The sequence below is a fragment of the Mesorhizobium sp. P2_E6 genome, assembly GCF_056403835.1.
In genome coordinates this window covers 91,688-117,071 of record NZ_JBFUEQ010000007.1, presented here as the reverse complement: position 1 = coordinate 117,071, position 25,384 = coordinate 91,688, and the positions used below count along the sequence as shown (strand labels likewise).

Genomic DNA, 25,384 nt, shown 5'->3' with positions numbered 1-25,384 from the left:
CCGCCGCAATTTTCCATAATCTCTATCTGGCAAGGGTTTCGCATGATCGCGGAATCCGGCAGCCAACAGGTGGACACGGGCGAAGACGTCGATGCGGCGCCGACGCCAACGCGGCGCTTTGTCGCCGCGCCGCCGCTGGTGCCAGAGCCCGAACCCGCCGGGCGCGAAGGCCTTCCGTTGCTGGCCTTCGCCGCCATCGTCGTGCTGGCAGGCCTTGCGCATCTGACCGGAGCACCGATCTTTATCAGCGTCGCATTGCTGGCAGTCGGCCTAGCCGGCGTTGCCCTGCATCTGCGCGTCAGGCGGAGCGAACAGCGCACGGCGGTCCTGCTCGACGAGACCACCGCCCGCAGCCGCGCCGAGATCGAGACGCTGGCCGACCGCATGTGGGAAATGCAGGAGAGCGAGGAGCGCTTTCGCGGCCTGATCGACGCACTTGGCGACCTCGTCATTCATCGCGACCGCGATGGCTACATCGTCTATGCCAACAAGATCTTCGCCGACCTCGTCCAAAGCGATCAACGCGACCTCGCCGGCAAGACCCTGGCGGAACTCGGCATCGATGTCGGCATCGTTCCCGATGCCGCCTTTTCCGATCATGAATGCCTGAGTTCCACCGATGTCTCCATCCGCACGCCGAGCGGTCCGCGCTGGTTTTCGTGGATCGAACTGTCGGTGCGCGACAAGGACAGCGGCGCCGTTTCGCATCGCGCCATCGCGCGCGACATCACTGCCCGCAAACGCGCCGAATCCTCGCTTATCACCGCTCGCGAGCGGGCTGAATACGCCAGCCAGGCCAAATCGCGCTTCCTCGCCACGGTCAGCCATGAAATTCGCACGCCGATGAACGGCATCATGGGCATGGCCAGGTTGCTGGCCGACACCAGGCTGTCGCCGGAACAGCAGACCTATGTCGGCGCCGTCTCGACCTCGGCCAGCGCATTGCTCGCCCTGATCGAGGATCTACTCGATTACTCCAAGATCGAGGCGGGGCGCTTCGACCCGGAGCCGCAGCCGATGTCGGTGCGCGAGATCGCCGACAACATCGTCGAATTGCTGGCTGCCCGCGCCTTCACCAAGGATATCGGGCTGGGCTGCCATGTCGAACCCGACGTGCCGCAATTGATCACCGCCGATCCGGGCAAGGTCAGGCAGGTGCTGCTCAACCTCATCGGCAATGCCATCAAGTTCACCGACAGCGGCGGTGTATTGGTGAGCATCGCACGCGCGCGCACCGAAACGACCGACCGCATCTGCTTCACTATCGCCGACACCGGCCCAGGTCTGCACGAAGACGACCTGGAGCGCATTTTCGAGGAGTTCGAGCAGGCCGACGGCACCTCAACGCGCACGCATGGCGGGGCCGGCCTCGGCCTCGCCATCTCCAAACGCCTGGTGGCCGCCATGGGCGGCACGATTTCAGTATCGAGCCGGCTCGGTCAGGGATCCGAGTTCGTCTTTGAAATCCCGGTAATATCGGCCACCGAAGCGCCGCAGGGCAGGCAGAACGCGCTCTCGGGCAAGCGCGCGGTGATCCTGTCGAAAAATGCCGTCGAGGCCGATGCCATCGCCCGCACCATCCGCGCCAATGGCGGCGCGGTCGATGTCGCCATCACCGTCGCGCAGGCCGCGCCCTTCGCCGACGGCTGCGATGTGCTCCTGGTCGACGCGGCGATGGAAGCGAGCGATGGAAGGCTGCTCAAGCGCCTTCGCCAGAGCGGTTTCGCCGACTGCGAGGCCATCACGCTGATCGCGCCGACCGACCGCGGCATGCTTGGCGAGTTCCGCGCCAGCGGCTACGCGACCTTCCTTGCCAGGCCGGTGCGTGGCGGAACGCTTCTGCGTGTGCTGTTGAGCAGCAATGCTCCCGCCCTCGCCCCGCCGCAGCCGGAAAACCGCCACGCGCCCGCGTTTCGTGCCGTCGGCAACCGCCAGCGCGGCCTGTCGGTGCTGATCGCCGAGGACAATGACATCAACGCCATGCTTGCCCGCGCCACGCTGCTGAAGGCCGGGCATCGCGTCAAGGTGGTCGGCAACGGCAAGGCCGCCGTCGAGGCTGTCACCGGCGCCGGGCACAACCATCGCTTCGACGTGGTTCTGATGGACCTTCACATGCCGGTCATGGACGGGCTGGACGCGATTGCCGCCATCCGCCGCTACGAGGAGGAGACCGCCGTGCCGCCGGTGCCGATCATGGTGCTGTCGGCTGATAGCCAGGAAAAGACCCGCCATGCGGTGCTTGCCCATGGCGCCAGCGGCTTCGTTACCAAGCCACTCGACCCTGACGCGCTGGTCAATGCCGTCGAGGGACAGGTCGCGGCCTAGGGCATGATCCCGAGCCGAAGGTCAGGAACTTCGACAGCCCATCCACCCCGCCCGCTGGCGTAACGTAGCCGGTTGACCGTATTCGCCAGCCGACGAAGTATTGCCCACGACGTCGTATCACGGTACTGTCACAATCCTGTTGCACCTACACCGTATCCCCGTGCCAAGAGGGATGGCTCGAAGGAGAATCCTCGTGCATACAGTTATGCCGGAATGTGACACTCGGCCGAACGCCAGCAGCGCCTTGCTTGCCGGACGTAACGTCGATTCCGTCATAAAGGGCGCAGCACTCGGCCGTATCGGTAATCTCGAAGTGCGGCTCGCCCGCAACGAGGCCGAGATCGCGGCCGCGCAGGAAGTCCGCTACCGGGTGTTCTACGATGAACTCGGCGCCAGGAAGGATTTGTTCCAGGCGCCGGATCGCCGTGACGCCGACCGGTTCGATCCGCTCTGCGACCATCTGCTCGTATTCGATACTTCGCTTTCCGGCCCCGAACATCGACGTATCGTCGGCACCTATCGCCTGCTGCGGCAAGAAATCGCGGCCGCCGCTGGAGGCTTCTATTCCGAAGGTGAATTCGAGCTGACCAAGCTTATCGCCCGTCACCCCGGTCAGCGTTTTCTCGAGCTCGGCCGCTCCTGCGTTTTGCCTGAATATCGTTCGAAGCGCACCATCGAGGCGCTGTGGCAAGGTATCTGGGCCTATATCAACCACTACGAAATCGGTGTGATGACCGGTTGCGCGTCCTTCCACGGCACTGTGCCGGCGGCGCATGCCGAGGCGCTTACCTATCTCGCCCACCACTGCCGGACGAATTCGGCCTGGGACGTGCGCGCGGTGTCCGGGCGCTACTGTTCGATGGATCTGATGCCGATCGAGGCGGTCAATGCCAAGGCGGCGATCGCGGCGATGCCGCCGCTGGTCAAGGGCTATCTGCGCGTCGGCGCCCGCATCGGCGATGGCTGCGTCATCGACCGCGAATTCTCAACGGTCGACGTGTTCGTCGTGATGCCGGTCAAGGAAATCGGCGCCCGCTACGTCAACTACTATGGCGGGGAAGCCCAGCGCTTCGCTGCGTGAACAGCCGAATAGCGAATAGGACGTCGTGGCCGGAGTTGCGCGGCAACAACCGCTATTCGCTACTCCCTATTCGCTATTCCCTCTTTTCACGGAATATCTTCCGGTCGCCGGCCGGGCCGGCTCTTGTAGGGCGGAAACGCCCAGCCGAAGCGAAGCGCGCCGCCGCGCACGGCGAACGCCGCGGCGAAGCCGGCCCATCCTGAGACAATCTGCGGTAAGCCAGCCACATCGCCTGCTGTAAAGATGGCAGCGCCGACGAGCGCGGCCGTGACATAGATTTCGGGCTTCAGCAGCACCGAAGGCTCCCCGGCCAGAAGATCACGCAGGATACCGCCGAATGTAGCGGTAAGCATGCCGGTGATCACCGACACCGCCGGCGAGCCGGTGATGGCGAGCCCCTTGGCCGCGCCCATCACGGAAAACGCGGCAAGGCCGATTGCGTCGAGCCAGAGCAGCAGCTTGTAACGGGATTCGACACGGTGTGCGGTGAAGAACACCACCACCGCCACCACCGCGCAGATCAGCAGGTAGTCCCGGTTTCCCACCCAGAACACCGGCACGTTGAGGATCAGGTCGCGAAACGTGCCGCCGCCGATGCCGGTGACGCTGGCCAGGAACAGGAAACCGATAATGTCGAGCTGCTTGCGTGAAGCAGCAAGCGCCCCGGTCGCGGCAAAGACGGCGACGCCGGCATAGTCGAGAAGAGCGATGGGGTTCATGAGTGAGCGAATAGCAAGAAGGGAGTAGCGAATAGGGAATAGCACGAAGCCACTTGGCCGCTATCAACTATTTCCTACTCGCTACCCCCTATTCGCTACTCGCTCTCGTCAGGCATCCTTCTCGGCCTGCTCATTGACAGGCCCAGGCTCGACTGGGGCTTCCGCGGCAAACTTCGGGCCGCCCTTGGCGACGCCGACCATGGCCGGGCGCAGCACCCGCTCGCCGATCGAATAGCCCGGCTGGACGACCTGGACCACGGTGTTGGCAGGGACATCCGGATTGGGCACTTCAAACATCGCCTGGTGGAAATTGGGATCGAACTTCTCGCCTTCAGGCGTGAGTTTCTTGACCCCGTGCCGTTCCAGCGCCGACAGCATGGCGCGCTCGGTGAGGTCGACGCCTTCGATCAGCGCCTTGAAGCCGGCGTCCCCGGATGCCTTGGCTTCAGCCGGGATGGCGTCGAGCGCACGGCGCAGATTGTCCGACACCGACAGCATGTCGCGCGCGAAATTCGCCACCGCGTAAGTGCGCGCGTCGTGCACGTCGCGCGCGGTGCGGCGGCGCAGGTTTTCCATCTCGGCCGCGACGCGCAGCGCGCGGTCCTTCAGATCCTCATTTTCCTTCAGCAGCCGCACAAGGGCTTCATAGTCGCCATCGATGCTGCCTTCCGTGCGCTCGGCATTGGCCTCGGTCGCCTCGACTTCATCGGGCGCGCGTTCGTCTTTTGCCTGGTCGCTCATCGCCGTTTCCCGTCAATCTCGAATGATATGGATTTTGAGCCCGATATCGAGGTTTGGCGGCCAAAAATCAAGGGGTAAGCGATGGTAGAGGCCCTTGACCAGGGCGGGGCAACGAACGGCACGGTCTTTCGATCTTAATTCAAGCTTTACCTTAAATGACGGCTTTGCTTGCCACAAAGGCGTGGTGCGGGAACCATTCCCCTGCTGGAGGAGTTTCGAAGCTGACACAGGATTTTGAGATTATGACCCGCAACAAAGGCGAAAAGGGAGAACGGTTGGCCACCGAGGTCAGGCGCCAGTTCGGTGCCGAGGCGGTGACGCGCTTTCTGCGTACCTTGCCGGCCTTCCGCACCGAGACCGACATTCCCGACCGCCTCAGGGAGCTGCTCGATCGCCTCGACGGGGTGGAGGACAGCGACGCCGGCTGGCGCCGGCAGTAAGCGCAACGATCGATCTGGCAACAACCCTCCATCGGCAATAGCCTGAGAGAGCCGAACCATCTAGTGATGGATGCGTTATGATTCACATGGAGGACGTAGTGCGCAAGGTTTCGACCACCTCATTGCTGTCGGCGCTTGTCGGCCTTGGCGCCGTTGCATTGGTGGCCTTTCCGTCACAGGCAGAGAGCCTGCAGCTGGAATTGGGCAAACATGGCCCGCGGCTGAAGCTCCTGCCAGATTGCGATCCCAACTACGACGATTGCGATGTCCGCAGCGACGACTGGCGCGACCGTCGCCACTCACGAGGCTGCACGGAAGACCGGGCTCTCGACAAGGCGGAACGGATGGGCATTCGCCGGGCAAGGATAGAGTCCATCGGCCGCCGCGAGATCACCGTCCGGGGCAGACAGTATGGCGACCGCGTGCGCGTGACTTTTGGAACCGAGCGCGGCTGCCCCATCCTCGATCGGGAGTAGTGATCGCCCCAAAGCAGAAAAACCCGGCGCTCCAGGGTGAATCGTCGACTGGGTCAAGTTGGGACTGACCGGGTCGACCGCCGTGCCACGCGACAATTACGCACAGTAATTTTGCGTGATCCCTGTCTTGCGGTGGCGGGACACCCCGCCTATGATTCCTGATGAACATGATTTCCCCTGAGGCGGCTGCCAACAGCAAGCGCGCCTGGCTGAAGATTCTGGCACGCTACAAGAAGCCGGATAGGCGCCGCAGCGCGCTCGAACTCGCCATCACCCTTATTCCCTTCGTCACGCTCTGGGCGCTCTCTTCGGCCGCCTACTCCTACGGTCATTGGTGGGGTCTGGTCCTCATTCTTCCGGCGGCCGGGTTTCTGGTGCGCATCTTCATGATCCAGCACGACTGCGGCCATGGTTCCTTCTTCGCCAATCGTTATGCCGACGACTGGATCGGCCGCGCGCTCGGCATCCTGACGCTGACGCCCTACGACTGCTGGCGGCGCGCCCACGCGACCCATCATGCCAGCGCTGGCAATCTTGACGAGCGCGGCATGGGCGACATCAGGACGTTGACCGTTGCCGAATACCGGCAATTGTCATGGCGGGGCCGTCTCGCCTACCGTCTCTATCGTCACCCGCTGGTGATGTTCGGGCTGGGACCGATCTGGCTGTTCATCTTCGAGCAAAGGCTGCCTGTCGGCATGATGCGTGGCGGCCTGACGCCTTGGGTGTCGTCAATGACCACCAATCTTGGCATCGCGGTTGCGGCGGCTATCCTCATCTGGTTCGTCGGCCCCGGCGCGTTCCTGGTTGTCCATCTCCCGATCGTCATCCTTGCCGGTTCGGCGGGCATCTGGCTGTTCTACGTCCAGCACCAGTTCGAGGAGACGGAATGGGCAAAGGATGCGGACTGGGAATTCCAACACGCCGCCTTGCACGGATCGTCCTACTACGACCTGCCGCCGGTGCTGAACTGGTTCACCGGAAATATCGGCGTCCACCACGTCCACCACCTCTCCGCCAAGGTGCCGGGCTACCGGTTGCAGGAAGTGCTGCGGGATTATCCGGAACTGCGCGGCATCGGTCGCGTCACGCTGCTCGACAGCCTGCGCTGCGTCAAACTGGCGTTGTGGGACGAGAACCGCCGCAAGCTGGTGTCGTTCCGCGAGGCGCTGGCGGCATAAAGAGACCGCCGCACCATACGGCGCGGCGGCATTTGGCAAATCCTGGATTTGTCTTGACGCAATTCCGGACGGAAAACCTTTCACCCTTTTCCTGGAATTGCCCGGCGGGTCAGGCCGCCTGACGCTCTTCGCGCATCAGGATCTCGCCATGGCGGATCTCGGTGCCCAGCACCTTCAGGCATTCGCGGATGAAATTGGACAGGCCCGGCCAGCCCTTGGCTGAAACAAGATTGCCGTCGACATGGGCGCCGGTCGGCGCGACGTCGATGTAGATGCCGCCGGCCAGCGTCACCTCCGGCTCGCAATAGTGAAGCGCTGCGACTTCCCGGCCCCGCACCACGCCGTCGACGGCGATCAGGATCTGCACGCCGTGGCAGATGGTGAAGATCGGCTTGCCGGCCTCATGGAAATGCCGCACCAGCCCCTGCACCCGCTTGTCGATGCGGATGTATTCCGGCCCGCGCCCGCCCGCCGCATACACGGCATCATAGTCGTCCGGCTTCACCTCGGCGAAGGTCTTGTTGAGGATGTAGTCGTGGCCGAGCTTTTCCGTATAGGTCTGGTGGCCTTCGAAGTCGTGCAGCGACGTCTTCAGGATGTCGCCGGCCTTCTTGTCGGGGCACACGACATGCACCGTATGGCCAACGGCATGCATGGCCTGTTCAAAGACGAAAATCTCGTACTCCTCGCTGAACTCGCCAACGAGCATCAATATCTTCTTGCCAGCCATTCCCGGTTCCTCCCTTGTGGCCACATTTATTTCGGATGATGAAATAATGGACCTATCCTAAGGGCAGGAAGGCGAAAGGGAAAGCACAAATCCCCCGTTGGTAAGACCAGTTCCCGTCGGCCGGGGATGGCATCGCCATAGATCGCTTCAAAACAGGCGAAATTAGCAACACTGGTTCGACCAGAACTCCTTCAGGCCACCGCCTTGATCATGTCCGCCGCCTTTTCGGCGATCATGATGGTCGGTGCATTGGTGTTGCCGCCGATCAGCGTCGGCATCACCGAGGCGTCGACCACCCGCAAGGCCCGTATGCCGCGCACGCGGAGCTGCGGATCGACCACCGCCATGTCGTCGATGCCCATCTTGCAGGTGCCCGCCGGGTGATAGATCGTATCGGCGCGGGCTCGGATATGGGTCATCAGCTCGGCATCACTCGATACGCCGGCGGTGTAGATTTCCTTGGCGCGGTATTTGGCCAGCGCCGGCGCCTCCAATATGCCGCGCATCATTCTGACACCCCTGAGCAACAGTTCGGCGTCGCGTTTGTCGGACAGAAAACGCGGATCGATTCGCGGTGGCGCCAGCGGGTCGCGCGCCGACAGCCCGACCTCGCCGCGCGAATGCGGCCGCAGCACGCAGACGTGGCAGGAAAAACCATAACCCATATGCAGTTTGCGGCCATGATCATCGACGATGGCGATGCAGAAATGCAGTTGCAGATCGGGACGGTGGATCGCCGGGTCGGATTTGAGGAAGGCGCCGCCCTCCGCGTAGGGCGTGGCGATCATGCCGCCGCCATCCCTGCGCCAGCGCCGCAGATGCCGCAGCAGTCCAGGCAGACCGCGCAGGCCAATGCCCATCATGTCGGTATACTTCGATTTCCAGCCCATGATGAAATCAAGATGGTCCTGCAGGTTCTTGCCGACGCCGGGCAGTTCATGGACGATCGGAATTCCGTGGGCTGCAAGCTCGACAGCCGGGCCGATCCCGGACAGCATCAAGAGCTGCGGCGAGCCGAAGGCACCGGCGCAGACGATGACCTCGCGCCTGGCTTTCGCAACGGCTTCATTCTTGCCAGCGCGATAACGCACGCCGGCAGCCCGCTTGCCTTCAAGGACGATACCCGTGGCGTGCGCTCCGGTGACAACGGTGAGGTTTGGCCGGCTCATGGCCGGGTGTAGATAGGCGGCGGCAGCCGAACAGCGCTCGCCATTGCGGCGTTCGCCCCAGAATTGCGTGACCTGATAAAGTCCGGCCCCTTCCTGTTCGACGCCGTTGAAATCATCGTTGCGCCGGACCTGGTTTTCGCCACAGGCCTCGACAAAGGCCTTGGAGAGCGCACGCGGCTCCTGCTGCTCGGCGACCCGCAATGGTCCCTCGCCACCGTGCAAGGCATCCGCACCACGCTGATTGCCTTCCGCACGCCGGAAATAAGGCAGCACCTCGCCCCATGACCAGCCGTCACAGCCGAGATTGGCCCATTCGTCATAGTCGCTGCGGTGCCCGCGTGTGTAGAGCATGGCATTGATGGCGCTCGAGCCACCCAGCGCCTTGCCGCGCGGCTGGTACCCCTTGCGGCCGCCAAGCTCTGGCTGCGGCACCGTCTCGAAGGCCCAGTTGTTGATCTTCGGCCGGCCCGGCAACAACGCTATGACGCCTGCCGGCGCGCGGATGAGCAGGTTTGTACCCTCGCCGCCGGCTTCGATCAGGCATACCTTTTTCGATGGATCTTCGGAGAGCCGCGCGGCAAGCGTGCAGCCGGCGGACCCGCCACCGGCAATGACATAGTCGAAATCCATGATCTCCTCCCGGACACCCGGCGGATGTTTCCGTCCGGATGGCCAAGAGAAGGCCCTATCAGAGGCGTTGTAAAGGCACGCGGAATTACCGCTGCGTCAGCTGACGCGAACGCGCCGCCAGGAATACTTTGGTCCCCTGGGCTCCGGCATGGCAGTTGGCTGGTAGTAGAGCCCCAACCCGCCGGTGCGGCCCTCTTCCAGCCGTTTCAACAGCACCGGGTTAGATATCTCGAATTCGTCGAAGCCGAGCCGCAGCATATGCGGCAACTGGTCGACCAGCACCTGGCCGGTGGCGCGCACCGCACCCTCGAAATGATAGCGGCTGCGCAGCAATTCGCCCTTGGAGAAGGAACGGCCATCGCTGAAGGCCGGGAAGGCCAGCGCCACCAGCGACAATTGGTCTAGCAGATCAGCGATCTTCTCGAGCTGGTCGCCGGGCTGCAGCGCGACACCGAGCCGCTCCCTGGCGGACCGGCGCACCTCCGGGTCGAGAGCGAGGAACGCCTGCAGCGGCAGGATGAAGCGGCCATTGCCGGACAGCGCGTCCGCGCCTTCGGCATGAGCCCACTCGTCCTCGCGAAAACCCGTCGGGGTCCAGAGGCGGGTCTCCGGTGTGGTCGGTTCGGTCATCAAAAATTCCTAAAGCCCAAAGAATCCCAGGATGTTGAAATTCAGGTCAGGCCGAGACGAAAATGGTGGCTTCCGAGAACCGGAGCGGAGCGTACCAAAGTACGTGAGCACCGGAAGCGCAGGAAGCCGCCATTTGCAGGCCGGCATCACCTGAATATCACATACCCTAGAGCGATGCGTCGGTCAGCGACTTTTCCAGTCCCGACAGGTGAATGCCGCACTCGGTCTTGGCATGACCGGCCCAGCGGCCGCTGCGCGCGTCCTCGCCGGGCTGCACCGGCTGCGTGCACGGGAAGCAGCCGATCGACAGATAGCCATAGGCGACCAGCGGATTTTCGCGCAGCGCATGCGCGCGCATGTAGTCCGCCTGGTCCGATGTCGTCCAGTGCGCCAGCGGATTGATCCGGATGCGCGGGCCGACCGCCTCGAACACAGGAAGCCTTGCCCGGGTCGAGGCCTGGAAGCGCTTGCGGCCAGTGAACCAGGCGCGGAAAGGTGCAACGCCACGCGCCAGCGGCTCGACCTTGCGCACGTCGCAGCAGGCGTCGGTATTGCTCTGGTGCAGATTGCCCGTCGGGTCGATCCGTTCGAGCGCTGCTTCTTCGGGCTTGATCACCCGGATGTTGGGCAGCCCGAAATCGGCGGCAAGCGCGTCGCGATAGCTGAGCGTCTCCTCGAAATGCTTGCCGGTGTCGAGGAAGATGACCGGCAGCGTCCGGTCGATCTTGGAGATCATGTGCAGCAGCACGGCCGAATCCGCGCCGAATGACGACACCGCGGCGATCTCGTCGTGGAACAGTTCGCGGGCCGAGCGTTCGATGATCTCTAGCGGGGTCAGATGGCCATAAAGCGCATCGAGCCCCGCCGCTTTCGCAGCTATGCCGTCATCGACGACGTCGACGATCTGGTCAAGCGGCCTTGGCTTCGCCAGCATAGAGCGCCTCCTTGAACGGCGCGGGACCGACTCGGCGGTAGGCGTCGATGAATTTTTCTTGTGGGTTGAGCCGAAGGCCGAGATAGGTCTCGACGATCTGCTCGATGGCGTCGGTGATCTCTTCCGAGCTGAAGCCGCGACCGATGATCTCGCCGACCGAAGTATTCTCGTCGGCCGAGCCGCCCAGCGTCACCTGATAGAGCTCGGAGCCCTTCTTCTCGACGCCGAGGATGCCGATATGGCCGACATGGTGATGGCCGCAGGCATTGATGCAGCCGGAGATCTTCAGCTTCAGTTCGCCGATCTCGCGCTGCCGCTCCAGCGAGGCGAAGCGGCGCGAGATTTCCTGCGCGATCGGGATCGAGCGCGCCGTCGCCAGCGCGCAATAGTCGAGGCCCGGGCAAGCGATGATGTCCGATATCAGGTTGGAATTGGCCGTCGCCAGCCCGATGTCGACCAGTGCGTCATGGACCGCCTTGAGATCGGCGCGCGCCACATGCGGCAGGATCAGGTTCTGCTCATGGCTGACACGAAGCTCGTCGAAGGCGTATTTCTCGGCGATGTCGGCGACTGCTTCCATCTGGCTGTCGGAGGCATCGCCCGGCACCTCGCCGATGCCCTTCAGCGAAATGGTCACCGCCGCATAGTCGGGATGGCGGTGCGTCACCACGTTCTGGTCGAGCCAATCGGAAAAGCTCTTCGAATCGAGGCGCGCCAGCTTAACCGCTGCGTCGCCGTCCGGCCGGTCATTGAGCGCCGGAGGCGCGAAATAGGCCTGGATGGCGCGGATATCGGCATCCGGCAATTTCAGCTCGGCGTCCTTCAGTTCCTGCCACTCGGCCTCGACCTGGCGGGTGATTTCCTCGACGCCGGTCTCGTGGACAAGGATCTTGATGCGCGCCTTGTACTTGTTGTCACGGCGGCCATAGAGGTTGTAAACGCGCAGGATCGCCGTGCAGTAGGACAGAAGGTCGGCTTCCGGCAGGAAGTCCCGGATCTTCCTGGCCACCATCGGCGTGCGGCCCTGGCCGCCGCCGATATACACGGCGAAGCCGAGTTCGCCGGCGGCGTTCTTCTTCAGGTGCAGGCCGATGTCGTGGGTCTGGATGGCGGCGCGGTCACGTTCGGCACCTGTCACCGCGATCTTGAACTTGCGCGGCAGGAACGAGAATTCCGGATGCACCGACGACCACTGGCGCAGGATTTCCGCATAGGGGCGCGGATCGGCGACCTCGTCAGCGGCGGCACCGGCGAAATGGTCGGCGGTGACATTGCGGATGCAGTTGCCGCTGGTCTGGATGGCATGCATCTCGACGCTTGCCAGATCCGCCAGGATCGCCGGGATGTCAGACAGCGCTGGCCAGTTGAACTGGATGTTCTGGCGCGTGGTGAAATGGCCGTAGCCCTTGTCGTATTTGCGGGCGATGTGGCCGAGCATGCGCAACTGCTTGCCGTTCAGCGTGCCATAGGGCACCGCGATGCGCAGCATGTAGGCGTGCAGCTGAAGATAGACGCCGTTCATCAGCCTCAGCGGCCGGAACTGGTCCTCGGTGATCTCGCCGGCAAGGCGGCGCTGGACCTGGTCGCTGAACTCGGCGACGCGGGCCTGGACAAAATCGTGGTCGAACTCATCGTAACGGTACATGCTTCGTCTTTCAGGGCGCGTCCGCCCATGCCTGGTGTCTTGTTAAGCTGCCCGAGTCGCCTGCTTGGCAGCCTGCTTGCCGAGATCGTTGCGGATGGTCGGGCCGGCGGCGCGAATCTTCTCGCGCAACCGCACCGGCTCGACGATGCCGTTAACGACATCGGCGTCGATCAAATTGACGTCGACCACTTCGTTGTCTGCATAGGCCTTGGCGCCGATCGCCTCCAGCCGATCCTCGGCCGCCTTGTCGTGCGCGAGGTCGGCATGGTCTACCGTCTCGGCCCAGCCGCCATCGGCATACCAGACGGCAATGCCATCACTAAGGCGGTTGGCGGTCAGTATCTTCATTGCTGAACTCCCTCAGTGGCAGCTGCGGACACGCCTGCATGCCTGTGAGCCGCAAGCGGCTCGGACCGTTCAAAGTTGGCGCCGGCAACCGCATCGCCGATGATGGTCATGACCGGGCCGGAAAGATCGGCACGCGCTTCCAGCGACGGCAGGTCGGCAAGCGTGCCGTGGAAGCGGCGGCGATTGGCGAGGCTGGCATTTTCGACCACGGCCACCGCCGTGTCGGGCGACAGACCGGCCTCGATCAGCCGGCCGGCAACCTCGGCCGCCACCGAGCGGCCCATATAGACGGCGACGGTCGCGCCCGAAATGGCAAGCTTGGCCCAGTCGGGCAGCGAATTGCCCTTGAGGTCATGGCCGGTCGTGAACACCATCGACGAGGAAACGCCGCGCAAGGTCAGCGGCAATTCGAAATCGGCGGCGGCGGCGAAGGCTGCGGTAACACCCGGAACCACCTCATAGGCGATGCCGGCATCACGCAGTGCCGCCATCTCCTCGCCGGCCCGACCGAACACCAGTGGATCGCCCGACTTCAGCCGCACGACACGCTTGCCTTGGCGCCCAAGCTCGACCAGCAGCGCATTGATCTCGGCCTGGCTCTTGGTGTGGCAGCCCTTGCGTTTGCCGACCGGCAGGCGCTCGGCATCGCGACGTCCCATGGCAACGACTGCTTCCGGTACCAGCGCGTCATGGACAATGACATCGGCTTCCATCAGCAGGCGGTGGGCGCGCAAGGTCAAAAGATCCTCGGCTCCCGGACCGGCACCGACGAGCGCGATATGGCCCGAAGGTGGCGTGTTTGAAAGCAGAAGATCGACGGCGGCGTCATGCGCCTGCGACAGCTGGCCTGCGTCCACGGCATGGGCAGGCGCGCCGCCGAAAAAGTCGCTCCAGAAGCGGCGACGGGCGTTGCCTTTCGGCAGCAGTTTCTCGGCAGCACCGCGAAACGACGCGGCAAGCGTTGCCAGCGGCCCAAGCGACGGCGACAGCAGCTGGTCGATGCGGCTGCGCAGCATCTGGGCAAGCACCGGGCCTGCCCCTTCCGTGCCGATGGCGATGGCAACCGGCGCGCGGTTGACCAGCGCCGGGGTGAAGAAATCGCAGAGCTCCGGCCGGTCGACGGCATTGACCGGGATCCCCAGACGGCGCGCGTCCGCGGCCACGCGGCGGTCGAGTTCGTCGTCGCCGCTGGCCGCAAACACCATGACCGCGCCTTCGAGCTGCGACACGTCGTACGTGGCGGCCACATGGTTCGCGCCAGCCTGAGCGATGAAGGCCAACAGGTCGGGCTCGACGTGTTCCGCAATGATGCGCAGGGCCGCGCTCGACTGCCCGATCAGCCGCGCCTTGGCCAGCGCCTCGTCGCCGCCGCCGACGATGGCCACGGTTTGCCCCTCGACCCGCAGGAAGACGGGGAAGGCATTGAGCTTGGGAACAGTGTGCGGCATGGACGCGAGCGTAATCCTGAACGGGCCTGCAGTTCTACGCGCGGGCGCGAAAAACCAGAAGGAACGCACTCGCGCATCGCTTGGCGGGATGCAATCGCTTTTCTGAAAGCCTGTCGGCCAAGAGAATAATATTCCTCGTTGGCACATGGGGCGGATTCAAGCTGCTGCCGCAGGCCTTCATTTGCGCCTCTTTTAGCGCCCGACGGAAAATATCGCAAAACAGTTTTTTCTAAATTCTACCAATTTGGTAGATTAAAGCCACCCTTACCAAAACCCATGTAGGGCAGCAAAATCGCTGCCCTTTTCGATCAGGTGGTGACTTGATCTGCGTGAATTCTGACGGCTATTTGTTTTCTGCGCCTCTCGCCGTCGATTTCGCGCGCTTGCGGGTTGCATCGTCGACACCCCTTCCACCATATTGCAAACAGGCGGCGGCTTCGGGCGGCGCACATCCTACATTTCTGGTTTGAAAGGCGCTCCATAGACAATGCCGCATGACACGCCCCTTATCGCCACCATCGTCGCCGGTCTGGGGCTGGCTTTCGTCTTCGGGGCTCTCGCCAACCGCTTCCGCATTCCGCCACTGGTCGGCTATCTCGTAGCCGGCGTGCTGGTCGGGCCGAACACGCCCGGCTTCGTCGCCGATGCCGGCCTTGCCAATGAACTCGCCGAAATCGGCGTCATCCTGCTGATGTTCGGCGTCGGCCTGCACTTCTCGCTGAAGGATTTGCTGTCGGTGCGCGCCATCGCCGTGCCCGGCGCCATCGTCCAGATCGGCTTTGCCACCGCGCTCGGCGCCGGGCTGTCCTGGATGCTCGGCTGGTCGATGGGCGCGGGCCTGGTTTTCGGCCTGGCGCTTTCGGTCGCCTCGACCGTTGTTCTGCTGCGCGCCTTGCAGGAGCGGCGGATGATCGAGACCGAGCGCGGCCGCATCGCCGTCGGCTGGCTGATCGTCGAGGATCTGGCCATGGTGCTGGCGCTGGTGCTGCTGCCGGCCCTTGCCGGCGTGCTCGGCGGCCAGGAGCAGGCGGACACCCATGTGAGCGGCGTGCTGTCGCTGCCGGCCAGCTACGGCATCTGGGGCGTCGTTGGCATCACGCTGGCCAAGGTCGCCGCCTTCGTCGTCGTCATGCTTGTCGTCGGCCGCCGGGTCATCCCCTGGATCCTCCACTATGTCGCCCACACCGGCTCGCGCGAACTGTTCCGGCTCGCCGTGCTGGCCATTGCGCTTGGCGTCGCCTTTGGCGCGGCCAAGCTGTTCGGGGTTTCGCTGGCGCTGGGCGCCTTCTTTGCCGGCATGATCATGAGCGAGTCGGAGCTCAGCCATCGCGCCGCCGAGGAATCGCTGCCGCTGCGCGATGCCTTTTCCGTGCTGTTCTTCGTTTCGGTTGGCATGCTGTTCGATCCGTTCAGCCTGATCAGCAATGGCTGGCCGATCCTGGCGACGCTCGCCATCATCGTCATCGGCAAATCGCTGGCGGCATTCGTCATCGTCATTGCCTTCGGCTATCCGCTGGCCACGGCGCTGATGATTTCGGCAAGCCTGGCCCAGATCGGCGAATTTTCCTTCATCCTGGCCGAACTCGGTGTCGGGCTGAAACTATTGCCCGAACAAGGCCGCGACCTGATCCTGGCAGGCGCCATCCTGTCGATCGTCCTTAACCCGCTGATGTTCCTGGCCATCGACTGGATGAAACCGTGGCTTGAAGCCCGCGCCGCCAAGACGGCGCCACCAGTCGAGGCAAAGCCGCTCGGTCCGGCGACGGAACCCGGCCAGGTGGCCTCGGTCGCGGCGACGACCAACAGGGAAGACGGGCCGCCGCCCAGGACAATTCTCACCAACCACGCCATCCTGATCGGCTATGGCCGTGTCGGCAGCCTCGTCGGCGCGGCGCTGAAAGAGGCCGCCCTGCCCTTCCTCGTCATCGAAGATGCCGACAAGACGCTGGCCAGGCTGAAGGCCGACGGCATCGAGACCGTATCCGGCAATGCGGCGAATGCCGAAGTGTTCGCCGCCGCCAATCCTGAAGGCGCTAGGCGGCTGATCCTGGCCATCCCCAATGCCTTCGAGGCCGGCCAGATCGTGCTGCGGGCGCGGGCCGCCAACCCCGGCATCAACGTCATCGCCCGCGCCCATTCCGACGCCGAGGTCGAGCATCTCAAGGGGCTCGGCGCCGACACGGTCATCATGGGCGAGCGCGAGATCGCCCGCGGCATCGTCGAAGAGGTGCTTGGGCACAAGCCACCCGAGGCCTCTGAACCGTCCGCTGCCTGAGCCGATCCAGAACGATCACGGGTCGCCACTGGCCGATGGCCGGCGACAGATTGCATCGTCGATCTCAACCGTCCGCCCTCAATCGAATTGATCACGCAACGAATGCTGAGCCGCCATTCTGCGCAACGCTGCTGAGATACTGTGCAGGCGGCTTGCCTAGCGCCTTCTTGAACATGGTGATGAAGGCCGTCACGGACTCGTAGCCGAGATCTGCCGAGACCTGCTGCACGCTCGCGCCAGAGGCCAGTTCCCGTATCGCGACGATCAGATGCAGTTGCTGCCGCCAGCGTCCGAAGCTCAGGCCCGTCTCTCTCACCACCAGGCGAGCCAGGCTGCTCTCGCTGAGAGCGACACGCCTGGCCCATTCGGCCAGATTGCTGCGGTCGGCAGGATTCTCGGCCAAGGCATCGACGATCCGCCTCAAGCGCGGCTCTGACGATATCGGCATATGCAGCTGCTGGACAGACATGCGCGGCAGCTCGCTGAGCAGAACCGTCGTCAGCACGGCCTTCCGTGAATCGTCGTCCTGCCCGTGATCGGCCAGCTCGACGATCAGTTCGCGCAGCAGCGGCGAGATCGACAGCGTGCAGCACCGGTCTGGCAGATCGGCGGCTCCCGGCTCGATGTACACGAAGAAAATCCGGGCGTTGGCGGTGGCGATGTTGCTGTGCTCCATATCGCCGGGGATCCACACGCCGCAATGCGGCGGCACCATCCACAGGCCGCTGGGGACACGGCAGGTGACACCACCACCGAGCGCGAAGACAAGTTGGCCTTTGCGGTGCCAATGGGAAGGGACCTCGGCTCTGGTCTCGGTGACATCAACGCGCACGGCAATCGCCGGCTCGGAAAGCGCATCCACATCGAAATCGAGCCAGGGGTAGCGGAGAGGCTGTCTCATGATTGACTGTTTTTAGCGATTGATTGCGCTGATATCTAAATTATTCAAGTGGGAAAGTCGATAGGTTCCGGCTTGTGAATGAGCACGTCTGAGGCGCGCTGCGGGGTTCTTCGATCGGCCGCGTCTGCCAACCGGCAAGACCAAGGCATAGGCAGCCGCCCCCGAAAGGCTATGCGTCCACCACGCAGCAATGAGGTATGAACTATGCTCGCCCTGGTCATCTCTCCAGATAGCGCCTCCCGGCTGAAACTCTCTGAGCTCGACGAGCCTCAACCGGCCTCGAACGAGGCGCTTGTCTCGGTCCACGCAACTTCGTTGAACCGGGGTGAACTGCGCCTGCTCGCCATACGTCCAGCCGGCTGGATACCCGGCCAGGACATCGCCGGGGTTGTCGAACGCTCGGCAGCCGATGGCTCCGGGCCAGCCGCGGGCGCCCGGGTTGCGGCTTTGGTCGACCAGGCCGGCTGGGCCGAACGCGTCGCCGTTTCAACCGACCGTCTCGCCGTCCTGCCGGATGACGTCAGCTTCGTCTCCGCCGCCACGCTTCCGGTGGCGGGCACAACGGCGCTCAGGACCCTGCGCCATGGGGGTGACCTGGCCGGCCAGCAGGTCCTGATCACCGGCGCAAGCGGTGCGGTCGGTCGTTTCCAGGTCCAGATCGCCCGCGAACAGGGCGCGTTCGTGACCGCGGTCGCAGCCTCCCGGCACGACGAGGATCTCCGCAACCTTGGAGCCGGGCAGGTGGTCGAGTCGATCGAGCGGGCTGAAGGGCTGTTTTCGCTGATCACCGAATCAGTCGGCGGCGAGAGCCTCGCACACGCGATCGAACGCCTCGCATCCGGCGGGACCATCGTCATGTTCGGCTCCAGCAGCGGCGAACTCACGCCCATTGGATTTCGCCAGTTCGTTCCGGGTCACGAGGGGGCGAGGCTTCAGACTTTCGCCTACTACACTTCCGGCTCAGGCATTGGCGCGGATATCGCCTCGCTGCTCGCCATGGTCGCGGCGGGTCGGCTCGAAACGCGCGTGGTCTTGACCGTCCCGTGGACAGACGTCGCCCAAGCCCTCGACGCACTGCGACAGCGCAGCATCAGCGGCAAGGCTGTTCTCACCATAACCGGATGAGTTGGAGCAATTCCAGGAAAAGTGTGAAGCGGTTTTCCGTCCGAAATGGCATCAAAACAAAGAAATCGACCCGCTCACACGTGCTGACCGCCATTGATGTGGATTTCCGAGCCGGTCACGTAGGACGCCTGCTGCGAGCACAGGAAGAAGATGATGTCGGCGACCTCAGCCGTGGTGCCAAGGCGCCTGAGCGGGATCGTCTCGACGATCTTGTCCGTGCCCGGCGACAGGATCGCGGTGTCGATCTCGCCCGGCGCAATGGCGTTGACGCGAATGCCGTGCGGGCCGAAATCATGCGCCATCTCGCGCGTCAGTGAGCCGAGAGCCGCCTTCGAGGTCGCATAGGCGGTGCCGGCGAAGGGATGCACGCGCGTGCCGGCGATCGAGGTGACGTTGACGATCGAGCCCTTGGCCGCCGCCAATTCCTTGAACAGCCCGCGCGCCAGCATGATCGGCGCGAAGAAATTGACCTGGAACACGTCGCGCCAGACATGCATTGGCGTGTCGATCGAGTCCATCCGGCTGTTGCCGTCCTTGAGCTTCGGCGAAATGCCGGCATTGTTGACCAACGCATGCAGCTGGCCGCCATGCGACTCCAGCCGGTGGCGGATTTCCGACACCGCGATGCCGACATCTTCCTGGTCGGCGAGATCGACCTTGATGTGGTCTTCCGGCCCGGCCGGCCACGGGCAATCCTCGGCAAAAGCCTGCCTCGAACAGGTGATGACGCGCCAGCCCTCGCGCGAAAAGCGCTTGACCGTGGCGTGGCCGATGCCGCGGCTGGCGCCGGTCAGCACGATGGTTTTTCTGGTGTCGAGTTCAGCCATGTCACGGTCTCCGGACCGGAGATGTAGCCGAACCCTGTCGCGGAGGCGAGAGGCGAGTTGCCGCTTAGCCGCCGCCGAGAATGTCTAGGATCGAGGTCTGCTTCTTCTTCAGCGGACCGCCGACATTGCCGGGGGGCACCGGATGCTTGATCGATGCGGTGGCGCCCTCGTCCTCCGGCATGGCAAGGCCATCGGCATCGACGGTCTGGGCGGGACGCACGGCGCGGACCGGGGTTGGCGGCGGCGCGACCGGCGCAGCAGCCTGCGCGGCCGGCGCCTGCTGGCCAACGGACGCGGGCGGAACCGGCGCCGGCTGGCTGTTGTTTGCCGAAGGTATCTCGTCGGGCACGATCGTGTCGGCGGGGGTCGACTTCCAGGTGCCGGGCAGCGGCCGCACCGGCACGCCCTCATGCGCGGCGACCATGAATTCGTGCCAGGCCTGCGCCGGCAGCGCGCCGCCGGTGACCTTCTTCATCGGGCTGCCGTCGTCATTGCCGAACCAGACGCCGGTGGTGAGATTGGCGGTGTAGCCGACGAACCACGCGTCACGCGAATTCTGGCTGGTGCCGGTCTTGCCGGCCGACGGCCAAGCAAAAGCCGCCTTCCTGGCGGTGCCAGTCTCGACTGTGCCGGTCATCATCGAGTTCATCATGCCGACGATCTCGGTTTTGACGACGCGCGGCGCGCTGCCGCCGCCGCTGTCGTAAAGCACCTTGCCGTCTGTGGTCGTGACGCGGCGGATGAAATGAATGTCGGGCTTGTAGCCGCCATTGGCGAAGGGCACGTAGGCCGATGTCAGTTCCAACGGCGTCACCTCCGAGGTGCCGAGCGCGATCGAGGTGTTGGACTGCAGCTCGGACTGGATGCCCATGCGGTGCGCCGCCTCGACGACGGCGTTCGGCCCGACCTCCATGGTCAGCTGGGCGGCGACCGAATTCAGCGATTTCGCCAGCGCGGTGGCCAGCGTCACCTTGCCGAAATACTTGCCGCCGTAATTGTCGGGCGTCCAATTACCGATCTTGATCGGCGCATCGTTGCGCACGCTGTCGGGCGTGCGCCCGGCCTCAAGGGCGGCCATGTAGACGAATGGCTTGAACGCCGAGCCCGGCTGGCGGCGTGCTTCCGAGGCGCGATCGAACTGGCTGGTCGAATAGTCGTAGCCACCGACCATGGCGCGCACGGCGCCGGAATCGTCGATCGACACCAGGGCGCCCTGCGTGACGTTGAGCTTCTTGCCGCTGTCGTCGATCAACTTGCGGATCGACTGTTCGGCGAGTTTCTGCAGCGTCAGGTCGACTGTGCTGTCGACGATGATGTCACCGCGCACGTCGCCGATCAGGTCAGGCAATTCTTCCATGATGGTGTCGGCCACGTAATTTTCCGAGCCGGTCCAGTACGACGGCGCGCGCGTCGCCGGCGCACTCATCGCGGAAGTCAGCTCCTTGGCGCTGATCTTGCCCTCGTCGCGCATGGCGGCAAGCACGAGCTGCGAGCGCTCCTCGGCGGCCTTCGGATCGCGCGCCGGCGACAGCCGCGACGGCGCCTTCAACAGGCCGGCAAGCAATGCGGCTTCCGACAGGGTGACGTCGCGCGCGCTCTTGCCGAAATAGCGGCGCGAGGCCGCCTCGACGCCGTAGGCGCCGGAACCGAAATAGACCCGGTTGAGGTACATTTCCAGGATCTGGTCCTTGGTGTGCTTGTGCTCGAGCCACAGCGCCAGCAGCACTTCCTGCACCTTGCGCTCCAGCGTGCGGTCTGGCGTCAGGAACAGGTTCTTGGCCAATTGCTGGGTCAGCGTCGAACCGCCCTGCGAGAAATGCCCACCAAGCAGATTGGTCACCATCGCGCGCGACAGGCCGATCGGGTCGATGCCGAAATGCGAGTAGAAGCGGCGGTCCTCGATGGCGATGACGGCCTCGGGGATATAGGGCGACATTTCGTGCAGGCCGACGGCCTCGCCCCCGCTCATGCCGCGATTGGCGAGCAGTTGGTTGTCGACTGAGACGATCTTGATGTTGGGGGCGCGGTCGGGGATCGACCAGGTTGTCGCCGCCGGCATTTTGGCGCCGTAGTAGATGACGATACCGGCCGCCGCGATGCCGCCCCAGATGGCGAGCACGAAGCACCAGTAGAACAGCCGGCCGAGCACGCCGAACAGGCCGCGCCGGCTTCTGCCGCGCCCGCCGCGCGACGATTTTCCCTTGGCCGGCTTGCGTTTTGCGGAGGCTTTGCGGTTGCTCGGCACGACGCGATCCTCCTCGTTCACCGAAAGACCCGCCGAGGATTTCGCCTGCGGCGGTCCCTCGAAACTGGGTTCGATGCGACTGTCTCTGCGGTTCGCCATGCGCTGTGCTTGATATCCCCGATGCCTATGGCGTTCGGGTTGAAGAGTAGATGCGGCGGTTTAAAGGCGGGTTAAGTCGGGAAAAATCGAAGCAATATGGATTCAATTGCTTGCGGATCGGCCGGAACGGCATATCAGCGCGGCCCGTTTACGCAACAAGGCGACGGCGGTCGGCGTCGGTCCGATGCCATCAATTCTGCTGGATCGAGATGCCCTTGTCGTCGATCTTGAGCTCGACGCCCTTCGGTTTGGTCTGCTCGCGATAGACATAGATGCCGAGCGCGATGACCACGACGACGAGCGCGCCAATGACGAGATAGAGCGTATTCTGTTTCATGGCGCGCTCTTTCGGTTGTCGAGCGTCAAGCTCGTTTCAGGACCTTGACCAGCACCAAAAGGATGATGGCGCCGATCGTGGCGTGGATGATTGCCGCGAGAACGCCGCCGCCGATGGAGAAGCCGATCCGCGGGAACAGCCAGCCGGCGATGAACGCGCCGACAATGCCGACGATGATGTTGCCGATCAGGCCGAAGCCGAAGCCGGACACGATGAGACCGGCGAGCCAACCGGCGATGGCACCAATGATGATGAAGACGAGCAGGCTTTCGACACCCATGACGATTTCCTCCGAGCAAGAGGCGAGCGCGGAGCGGAAAGCTCCGAATCGGCCTCGATATCAACGGTTTCAGGCTATTCGAAAGCAGCCAGCCCCGCCAGCGGCGCGCTCATTGGTCGTCATCGTCGCTTGCGGCAGGCCGCCAACTGGTCGGCTCGACCTTCTTTTGCGTATGACTGTCGGTGTAGACCCACCAGCCGTCGTCGCGATATTGCGCGATGGATTCGTTGATGACGCCGTCGCCGTCCTTCCAGGTGACGGAGACCTTTGAACCGTCGGTCGGCGCGGTCGCTATCGGCTTTCTGTCCGCCATGTCGTCCCCCCTTTGAACAGACCAGACTCAGCCGACACAACGCGGCGCCCTGCATCTGGTTCCAAACGGGTCACCGGCAGCAGGGCCTAACCAAGGTCATCAGCTGTGGGCGAAGATATCCTCTTCGTCCCAGCCCATGAGGTCGAGTTTGGCACGCGTCGGCAGGAAGCGGAAGCAGGCATCGGCCTCCTTGGTGCGCCCGTCTCGCGCCAGGCGCCCGGCCAGCACATCGCGCAAACGGTGCAAATAGAGCACATCGGAAGCAGCGTATTCGAGCTGTTCGGGCGACAGCGTCTCGGCCGCCCAGTCCGACGATTGCTGCGCCTTCGACAGGCCGACGCCGAGAAGCTCGAAGCAGATGTCCTTCAACCCGTGCCGGTCGGTGTAGGTGCGGGTCAGCCGCGAGGCGATCTTGGTGCAGAACACCGGCTCGGGCATCACCCCGAACGCATTGTAAAGCACGGCAAGGTCGAAGCGGCCGTAGTGGAACAACTTGGTCACGCCGCGATTTCTCAGCAGGCTGACGAGATTAGGCGCCTTCTTCTGGCCCGGCGCGATCTGGATCACGTCGGCTGTGCCGTCGCCCGGCGAAATCTGCACCACGCACAGCCGGTCGCGATGCGGGTTGAGCCCCAGCGTCTCGGTGTCGATGGCCACCGCCCCGACATTGTAGTGCGACAGGTCGGGCAGGTCATTTTTGTGGAAACGGATGTCGGCCATTGTCTTCTCCGGTCGAGCCTGCGGCGTGCCTTGAAGCGCAAGGGACGCCGCAGCGCTTTTATCTCGTGGCCCGTCCTCGCCGCGATCCGCTGAAAAATCAACAGGAAAACTGGGGTCCCGCCGCCTCAGCGCGTCAACGCCTCCAGAATCCGCGCCCACGAACGCTGGCCCTTGTGGAAGGAGCTCAGCTCGTATTTCTCGTTGGGCGAGTGGATGCGGTCATCGTCGAGGCCGAAGCCGACCAGCAGCGATTCCATGCCGAGATAAGTCTGGAAGTCGCCAACGACGGGAATCGAGCCGCCGCCGCCCGTCGTCACCGCCGGCTTCGGCCATTCGTCGGACAGCGCGTTCTTGGCCTTGGCCAGGAACGGCGAGTCATAGGAAAGCTGGATTGCCGGCGAGCCGCCATGCGGGTGGAATTCGACCGAACAGTCGGCCGGAATGCGCTCCCTGACGAACTTCTGGAACGCAGCGCGGGTCTTCGCCGGGTCCTGCTTGTGGACGAGGCGGAACGAGACCTTTGCCGAGGCTTCCGCCGCGATCACCGTCTTGAAGCCCTTGCCGGTGTAGCCGCCGATGATGCCGTTGAACTCGGCCGTCGGCCGCGCCCACGTCAGTTCCAGCACCGAGCGGCCCTTCTCACCCGACGGGATCGACAGGCCGACGGGTCCGAGGAACATCTCGGCCGTCTCGCCAAGCGTCTCCCATGATTTCAGGATCTGCGACGGCGTTTCCTCGACGCCGTCATAGAAGCCTGGAATGGTGATGTGGCCGTCCTTGTCGTGGATATCAGCCAAAACCTTGGCCAGGATGCGGATCGGGTTGGCGGCGGCACCGCCATAGAGGCCCGAATGCAGGTCGCGATCGGCGGCCTTCACCGTGATCTCCTCACCGACCATTCCGCGCAGCCCGACGCAGATCGACGGCGTGTCGCGGTCCCACATGCTGGTATCGCAGACCAGCGCGAAATCGGCCTTCAGCTCGTCCGCATTGGCTTCGAGGAACGGTTTCAGCGACGGTGAGCCGGATTCCTCCTCGCCCTCGAACAGGATGGTGATGCGGCACGGCAAATTGCCATGCACCTGCTTCCAGGCCCGGCAAGCCTCGACGAAGGTCATCAACTGGCCCTTGTCGTCGGCCGAACCACGCCCGGTGATCACCTTGCGGCCGGGCTCGATTTCCTTGACCGCGGGCGAAAACGGATCGCTTTCCCACAATTCGATCGGATCGACCGGCTGCACGTCGTAGTGGCCGTAGAACAGCACATGCGGGGAGCCGGCTGGTCCATCATGATGCGCAACGACCATCGGGTATCCGGGCGTGTCGCGCACGCTGGCCTCGAAACCGATCAGCTTGAGCTCTGCCACCAGCCATTCCGCCGCCTTGCGGCAGTCGGCGCCATAGGCCGGATCGGTGGAGATCGACTTGATCCTGAGCAGGCCGAACAGGCGCTCAAGGCTCTGGTCGAGATTCTTGTCGAGGCGATCGAGAACGGAGGAAACTGCGGACATTTGTGAAGCCTTTCGATTCAGTGCCGGGACCGTAAAGGCAGACTGGGCGAACGAAAAGCCCGGGACGATTGGACCAAGGCGCGCAATGCCCCTCGAACGACAAAAAAAGACCGCCGTGGTGGAGGGGGAACCACGGCGGCCTTCTACTCGAAACGATGCGGCAGCCCGGAGAGGGGGGATAGGCTGCCGCAGGTGTCCGGGATAGGCGGGGGACGGGCCTTGCTCCGGACTTCGGCGAAAACTGCCGATGACGT

At 63.9% G+C, this 25,384-nt stretch carries 24 protein-coding genes; 7 read left to right on the top strand and 17 right to left on the bottom strand.

Going from position 1 to position 25,384, the window contains the following annotated elements:
• Positions 1-42 precede the first annotated feature (42 nt).
• Together AC1D08_RS18850 and olsB are read left to right on the top strand one after the other, a co-directional pair.
• Complete coding sequence (locus AC1D08_RS18850) at positions 43-2,325, top strand: ATP-binding protein (protein WP_457151037.1); 2,283 nt, start codon at positions 43-45, stop codon at positions 2,323-2,325.
• A 205-nt stretch (positions 2,326-2,530) separates the two neighbouring features.
• Positions 2,531-3,406: a l-ornithine N(alpha)-acyltransferase gene (gene olsB, locus AC1D08_RS18845; RefSeq protein WP_457151051.1), complete on the top strand. Its 876-nt coding sequence runs from the start codon at positions 2,531-2,533 to the stop codon at positions 3,404-3,406.
• Positions 3,407-3,492: 86 nt separating this feature from the next.
• Here olsB and AC1D08_RS18840 read toward each other — a convergent pair whose 3' ends face one another.
• Positions 3,493-4,125, bottom strand: a complete 633-nt coding sequence (locus AC1D08_RS18840) for a trimeric intracellular cation channel family protein (protein ID WP_457151038.1) — start codon at positions 4,123-4,125, stop codon at positions 3,493-3,495.
• A gap of 108 nt (positions 4,126-4,233) precedes the next feature.
• On the bottom strand, positions 4,234-4,866 hold the full coding sequence (gene grpE / locus AC1D08_RS18835) for a nucleotide exchange factor GrpE (RefSeq protein ID WP_457151039.1): 633 nt from the start codon (positions 4,864-4,866) through the stop codon (positions 4,234-4,236).
• 239 nt (positions 4,867-5,105) lie between these two features.
• Here grpE and AC1D08_RS18830 point away from each other — a divergent pair, with 239 nt between their 5' ends.
• The 3 genes from AC1D08_RS18830 (at position 5,106) to AC1D08_RS18820 (ending at position 6,963) form a co-directional block, all read left to right on the top strand.
• Complete coding sequence (locus AC1D08_RS18830) at positions 5,106-5,306, top strand: hypothetical protein (RefSeq protein WP_457151052.1); 201 nt, start codon at positions 5,106-5,108, stop codon at positions 5,304-5,306.
• 98 nt (positions 5,307-5,404) lie between these two features.
• Entirely contained in the window at positions 5,405-5,782 is a 378-nt protein-coding gene (locus AC1D08_RS18825) for a hypothetical protein (protein WP_457151040.1), read from the top strand.
• A gap of 161 nt (positions 5,783-5,943) precedes the next feature.
• Positions 5,944-6,963, top strand: a complete 1,020-nt coding sequence (locus AC1D08_RS18820; protein WP_457151041.1) for a fatty acid desaturase — start codon at positions 5,944-5,946, stop codon at positions 6,961-6,963.
• Between the two features lie 109 nt (positions 6,964-7,072).
• Here the strand turns inward: AC1D08_RS18820 and AC1D08_RS18815 are convergent, their stop codons facing one another.
• The 7 genes from AC1D08_RS18815 to cysG all read right to left on the bottom strand — a co-directional run bounded on the left by AC1D08_RS18815 (position 7,073) and on the right by cysG (position 14,497).
• The gene (locus AC1D08_RS18815; RefSeq protein ID WP_457151042.1) at positions 7,073-7,693 is read right to left on the bottom strand and encodes a DJ-1/PfpI family protein; all 621 of its coding nucleotides are present in this window, start codon (positions 7,691-7,693) and stop codon (positions 7,073-7,075) included.
• Between the two features lie 191 nt (positions 7,694-7,884).
• Positions 7,885-9,492, bottom strand: a complete 1,608-nt coding sequence (locus AC1D08_RS18810) for a GMC family oxidoreductase (protein ID WP_457151043.1) — start codon at positions 9,490-9,492, stop codon at positions 7,885-7,887.
• A gap of 96 nt (positions 9,493-9,588) precedes the next feature.
• Positions 9,589-10,122 carry a DUF934 domain-containing protein gene (locus AC1D08_RS18805; RefSeq protein WP_477397497.1) on the bottom strand — a complete coding sequence of 178 codons (534 nt, stop codon included), beginning with the start codon at positions 10,120-10,122 and terminating at the stop codon, positions 9,589-9,591.
• 166 nt (positions 10,123-10,288) lie between these two features.
• Entirely contained in the window at positions 10,289-11,056 is a 768-nt protein-coding gene (locus tag AC1D08_RS18800; RefSeq protein ID WP_457151045.1) for a phosphoadenylyl-sulfate reductase, read from the bottom strand.
• Positions 11,031-12,701, bottom strand: coding sequence for a nitrite/sulfite reductase (locus AC1D08_RS18795; RefSeq protein ID WP_457151046.1), 1,671 nt, complete (start codon positions 12,699-12,701; stop codon positions 11,031-11,033). Before AC1D08_RS18795 ends, AC1D08_RS18800 begins: the two co-directional genes overlap by 26 nt.
• Positions 12,702-12,743: 42 nt before the next feature.
• Positions 12,744-13,049, bottom strand: coding sequence for a DUF2849 domain-containing protein (locus AC1D08_RS18790; RefSeq protein WP_095084733.1), 306 nt, complete (start codon positions 13,047-13,049; stop codon positions 12,744-12,746).
• Positions 13,046-14,497 carry a siroheme synthase CysG gene (gene cysG, locus AC1D08_RS18785; protein ID WP_457151048.1) on the bottom strand — a complete coding sequence of 484 codons (1,452 nt, stop codon included), beginning with the start codon at positions 14,495-14,497 and terminating at the stop codon, positions 13,046-13,048. Before cysG ends, AC1D08_RS18790 begins: the two co-directional genes overlap by 4 nt.
• 487 nt (positions 14,498-14,984) lie before the next feature.
• On the opposite strand from cysG, the gene AC1D08_RS18780 reads away from it, so the two are divergent.
• Positions 14,985-16,772: a cation:proton antiporter domain-containing protein gene (locus AC1D08_RS18780; protein WP_457151049.1), complete on the top strand. Its 1,788-nt coding sequence runs from the start codon at positions 14,985-14,987 to the stop codon at positions 16,770-16,772.
• 91 nt (positions 16,773-16,863) lie between these two features.
• On the opposite strand, the gene AC1D08_RS18775 is transcribed toward AC1D08_RS18780, so the two are convergent.
• Entirely contained in the window at positions 16,864-17,673 is an 810-nt protein-coding gene (locus AC1D08_RS18775; RefSeq protein ID WP_477423737.1) for an AraC family transcriptional regulator, read from the bottom strand.
• Between the two features lie 204 nt (positions 17,674-17,877).
• Here AC1D08_RS18775 and AC1D08_RS18770 point away from each other — a divergent pair, with 204 nt between their 5' ends.
• Complete coding sequence (locus tag AC1D08_RS18770; RefSeq protein ID WP_457153967.1) at positions 17,878-18,798, top strand: zinc-binding dehydrogenase; 921 nt, start codon at positions 17,878-17,880, stop codon at positions 18,796-18,798.
• 74 nt (positions 18,799-18,872) lie between these two features.
• On the opposite strand, the gene AC1D08_RS18765 is transcribed toward AC1D08_RS18770, so the two are convergent.
• The 7 genes from AC1D08_RS18765 to AC1D08_RS18735 form a co-directional block, all read right to left on the bottom strand.
• On the bottom strand, positions 18,873-19,625 hold the full coding sequence (locus tag AC1D08_RS18765; protein ID WP_095084738.1) for an SDR family NAD(P)-dependent oxidoreductase: 753 nt from the start codon (positions 19,623-19,625) through the stop codon (positions 18,873-18,875).
• Positions 19,626-19,689: 64 nt separating this feature from the next.
• The gene (locus AC1D08_RS18760) at positions 19,690-21,969 is read right to left on the bottom strand and encodes a transglycosylase domain-containing protein (RefSeq protein WP_457153966.1); all 2,280 of its coding nucleotides are present in this window, start codon (positions 21,967-21,969) and stop codon (positions 19,690-19,692) included.
• A 190-nt stretch (positions 21,970-22,159) separates the two neighbouring features.
• The gene (locus AC1D08_RS18755; RefSeq protein WP_013529552.1) at positions 22,160-22,306 is read right to left on the bottom strand and encodes a hypothetical protein; all 147 of its coding nucleotides are present in this window, start codon (positions 22,304-22,306) and stop codon (positions 22,160-22,162) included.
• 25 nt (positions 22,307-22,331) lie between these two features.
• Positions 22,332-22,586, bottom strand: coding sequence for a GlsB/YeaQ/YmgE family stress response membrane protein (locus tag AC1D08_RS18750; protein WP_457153965.1), 255 nt, complete (start codon positions 22,584-22,586; stop codon positions 22,332-22,334).
• Between the two features lie 109 nt (positions 22,587-22,695).
• Positions 22,696-22,899: a hypothetical protein gene (locus AC1D08_RS18745; protein ID WP_457154559.1), complete on the bottom strand. Its 204-nt coding sequence runs from the start codon at positions 22,897-22,899 to the stop codon at positions 22,696-22,698.
• 99 nt (positions 22,900-22,998) lie between these two features.
• A complete protein-coding gene (locus AC1D08_RS18740; RefSeq protein ID WP_095084743.1) occupies positions 22,999-23,619 on the bottom strand; it encodes a ribonuclease D in 621 nt (206 codons plus the stop codon).
• Between the two features lie 125 nt (positions 23,620-23,744).
• Positions 23,745-25,130 (bottom strand): M20/M25/M40 family metallo-hydrolase, encoded by a 1,386-nt coding sequence (locus AC1D08_RS18735; RefSeq protein ID WP_457154558.1) that lies wholly within the window; start codon positions 25,128-25,130, stop codon positions 23,745-23,747.
• Positions 25,131-25,384: the final 254 nt, after the last annotated feature.

Coding starts and splice junctions, on each gene's coding strand:
- AC1D08_RS18850 (WP_457151037.1), top strand. CDS start 43: ATGATCGCGGAATCCGGCAGCCAACAGGTGGACACGGGCGAAGACGTC.
- olsB (WP_457151051.1), top strand. CDS start 2,531: ATGCCGGAATGTGACACTCGGCCGAACGCCAGCAGCGCCTTGCTTGCC.
- AC1D08_RS18840 (WP_457151038.1), bottom strand. CDS start 4,125: ATGAACCCCATCGCTCTTCTCGACTATGCCGGCGTCGCCGTCTTTGCC.
- grpE (WP_457151039.1), bottom strand. CDS start 4,866: ATGAGCGACCAGGCAAAAGACGAACGCGCGCCCGATGAAGTCGAGGCG.
- AC1D08_RS18820 (WP_457151041.1), top strand. CDS start 5,944: ATGAACATGATTTCCCCTGAGGCGGCTGCCAACAGCAAGCGCGCCTGG.
- AC1D08_RS18815 (WP_457151042.1), bottom strand. CDS start 7,693: ATGGCTGGCAAGAAGATATTGATGCTCGTTGGCGAGTTCAGCGAGGAG.
- AC1D08_RS18810 (WP_457151043.1), bottom strand. CDS start 9,492: ATGGATTTCGACTATGTCATTGCCGGTGGCGGGTCCGCCGGCTGCACG.
- AC1D08_RS18805 (WP_477397497.1), bottom strand. CDS start 10,122: ATGACCGAACCGACCACACCGGAGACCCGCCTCTGGACCCCGACGGGT.
- AC1D08_RS18800 (WP_457151045.1), bottom strand. CDS start 11,056: ATGCTGGCGAAGCCAAGGCCGCTTGACCAGATCGTCGACGTCGTCGAT.
- AC1D08_RS18795 (WP_457151046.1), bottom strand. CDS start 12,701: ATGTACCGTTACGATGAGTTCGACCACGATTTTGTCCAGGCCCGCGTC.
- AC1D08_RS18790 (WP_095084733.1), bottom strand. CDS start 13,049: ATGAAGATACTGACCGCCAACCGCCTTAGTGATGGCATTGCCGTCTGG.
- cysG (WP_457151048.1), bottom strand. CDS start 14,497: ATGCCGCACACTGTTCCCAAGCTCAATGCCTTCCCCGTCTTCCTGCGG.
- AC1D08_RS18780 (WP_457151049.1), top strand. CDS start 14,985: ATGCCGCATGACACGCCCCTTATCGCCACCATCGTCGCCGGTCTGGGG.
- AC1D08_RS18775 (WP_477423737.1), bottom strand. CDS start 17,673: ATGAGACAGCCTCTCCGCTACCCCTGGCTCGATTTCGATGTGGATGCG.
- AC1D08_RS18770 (WP_457153967.1), top strand. CDS start 17,878: ATGCTCGCCCTGGTCATCTCTCCAGATAGCGCCTCCCGGCTGAAACTC.
- AC1D08_RS18765 (WP_095084738.1), bottom strand. CDS start 19,625: ATGGCTGAACTCGACACCAGAAAAACCATCGTGCTGACCGGCGCCAGC.
- AC1D08_RS18760 (WP_457153966.1), bottom strand. CDS start 21,969: ATGGCGAACCGCAGAGACAGTCGCATCGAACCCAGTTTCGAGGGACCG.
- AC1D08_RS18755 (WP_013529552.1), bottom strand. CDS start 22,306: ATGAAACAGAATACGCTCTATCTCGTCATTGGCGCGCTCGTCGTCGTG.
- AC1D08_RS18750 (WP_457153965.1), bottom strand. CDS start 22,586: ATGGGTGTCGAAAGCCTGCTCGTCTTCATCATCATTGGTGCCATCGCC.
- AC1D08_RS18745 (WP_457154559.1), bottom strand. CDS start 22,899: ATGGCGGACAGAAAGCCGATAGCGACCGCGCCGACCGACGGTTCAAAG.
- AC1D08_RS18740 (WP_095084743.1), bottom strand. CDS start 23,619: ATGGCCGACATCCGTTTCCACAAAAATGACCTGCCCGACCTGTCGCAC.
- AC1D08_RS18735 (WP_457154558.1), bottom strand. CDS start 25,130: ATGTCCGCAGTTTCCTCCGTTCTCGATCGCCTCGACAAGAATCTCGAC.